The sequence below is a fragment of the Flavobacterium sp. Leaf359 genome (genome assembly GCF_001423985.1).
Taxonomy (GTDB): Bacteria; Bacteroidota; Bacteroidia; order Flavobacteriales; family Flavobacteriaceae; genus Flavobacterium; species Flavobacterium lindanitolerans.
Genome location: NZ_LMPW01000014.1, coordinates 118,687 through 120,828 on the forward strand (window position 1 = coordinate 118,687; position 2,142 = coordinate 120,828).

The following is a 2,142-nucleotide window of genomic DNA, read 5'->3' on the forward strand; positions in this document are numbered from 1 at the left end:
GCCGCTGCCGTTTTCGCAGATTACAGGCGTGGAGGTCGATATCGTCGCAGTTGGCGCATCAGTAACCTCGATGGTAACCCTGCCTGTCTGTGGCTGGGTGCAGAATGGGGCTGTACCGGATGTAACCCTTACGAGGTCGTAGTCGTGCATGCCTGCAGTGGCAAGTACCTCAAGGATGAAGTATTCACCGCTGGCAGGAATTGTGATAGGGGTCTGGGCCACACCGTCAAGCGTATAGTCGACGCTAGCACCAGCCTCTCCGGTAATTCTTACCCTGGAAGGGCTGCCAAGGCATACCTGGGTGTCTACCGGATGGATTGTTGCCGTAGGGATTGGTCTTACCGTGATGGTTACCGAATCCGTAACGTTTTGCTCGCACGGAGGCGTGCCGGTTGTGGCCACCTTCACGAGCGTATAGGTATAGGTGCCCACAGGCGTGCCCGTAGGAAGCGTTATCGTACCGTTGCCCGCTGTGTCAAGGTTTACGGTCTGTTGTACACCCGCTGGATCCGTATAGGTTACCACCGTGCCAGGGGTTCCCTGAACGTCGATGGTAAGGCTGCTGCCCTCGCAGATTGATGTGTCTGCCGTAGTAATATCGGCGGTAATAACTGTTGGTCCAACTGTTGCCTGACTTGTGAGCAATTGTGAACAAACAACAATATTATTTGAATCTACTATTCTTCCTTCTACTAAACTACAAGTAATCGGACCTGTATAAGTCTCTGAAAAGGTATGAACTCCGCTTGCATTTAAAGTTACTGTGCGTGTGGGGCCTGAATTGACCGTGAAATCGATTATGGCATTGGGTGTTCCGTTAATCGTAAATGATACCTGTTCGCCCAAACAGGCTGTAGCAGTCGATGCGGTTATTGTGGCAGTGGGTATAGGATAGACTCTCAGAGATAAATCAACGATACTGTAACATTTGGTAACATTATCAGTGACCCTTGCAAAAATTTGCTGGGGATTTGGGGAGTTACTGATTATGTTTGGCAAAGGTGATACCCCGTCAACAGCATCTGCTAATGTTGTATGAAAGGTTACTGTATTATTTGTGAGATCAGGATTAATAAGGCTTCTGTAGGAATTAAGATCGAACAATCCCACATTGGGTGTATTGCTACAGGTTCTTCTTTCTCCAATAGCATTGGCTAGCGGTGCTCCCGGAAAAGTTGCTGTACCAATCCATTCCAGTTCAAAACCACCGTCTCCTACCGGCCTGTCGATAGCGATATAATAGGATTGTCCTGCTGTCACATTCAGCCATCGTACATAACCATCACCATTAGCTCCAGGGCCAACCTGAGTAGCTGTCGTACTTGCATACATGCCTGTATGATTACTTGTCTGTCCAGCTAGATTAGGGTTAGTTGTAGCACAACGGATAGGACTTCCTAAATTGGAACAGCTTCTGTTTGGCCCATAAACCCAAAAATCATAATCTACAAGAATGCTAGGATCTAATGGTTTTATATGAAATCCTAAAGTTCCGGAACTGGCAATATTAATTTTAAGCCATATGGAATTATGTTCCAAACCTCCACAACCTGATACCTCCTGTAGATTTCCTATACCTGTGGCATTGGATGTGAATGTGCCATTACTGCAAACTGTTATGGCGTTGACACAATCGTTGGGTTGTTGGGCTTTGGCCAGATAACCAAATACTACCAAAAGACTTATTGTCAGAAACTTTCTCATTTTAATCATTGCAATTTTTTGAAAACCCCAACAGCCGGCCTTACAATAGACCAGCTGTCAGGTTAATATATTCTTTAATCAGTAAGAACAGTGTCTTATCTCTTTATAATCTTAAATTCCGAACGCCTGTTCTGCGCATCCTCCTCTTCCGTGCAGTTCGCCCTGCAGTCCACCTTAGGCTCCGTGCTTCCGAAGCCCTTGCCCGAAACACGCTCCTTACCGATGCCCTTCGACACCAGGTACTGTACCGTAGACTGGGCCCTCTGCTCCGAAAGCCTCAGGTTGTAGGCCGCACTTCCCTTACCGTCCGTATGCGACTTCACGTAGATTACCATGTCAGGGTATTTCTCCATCACGTTCACGAGCTTGTCAAGTTCCGCGGCCCCCTGCTGGGTGATGTTGCTCCTGTCGAACTCGAAGTAGATGCTTTTCAGGATG

The 2,142-nt window shown here is 47.5% G+C and carries 1 protein-coding gene and 1 pseudogene; both read right to left on the reverse strand.

The window, feature by feature from the left end:
• Positions 1–1,704, reverse strand: a pseudogene (locus ASG38_RS14985) (hypothetical protein); the annotation flags it as partial.
• A gap of 95 nt (positions 1,705–1,799) precedes the next feature.
• Positions 1,800–2,142, reverse strand: a 343-nt coding sequence (locus ASG38_RS14990) for an OmpA family protein (protein WP_157486023.1), incomplete at its 5' end; no start/stop codon positions are given.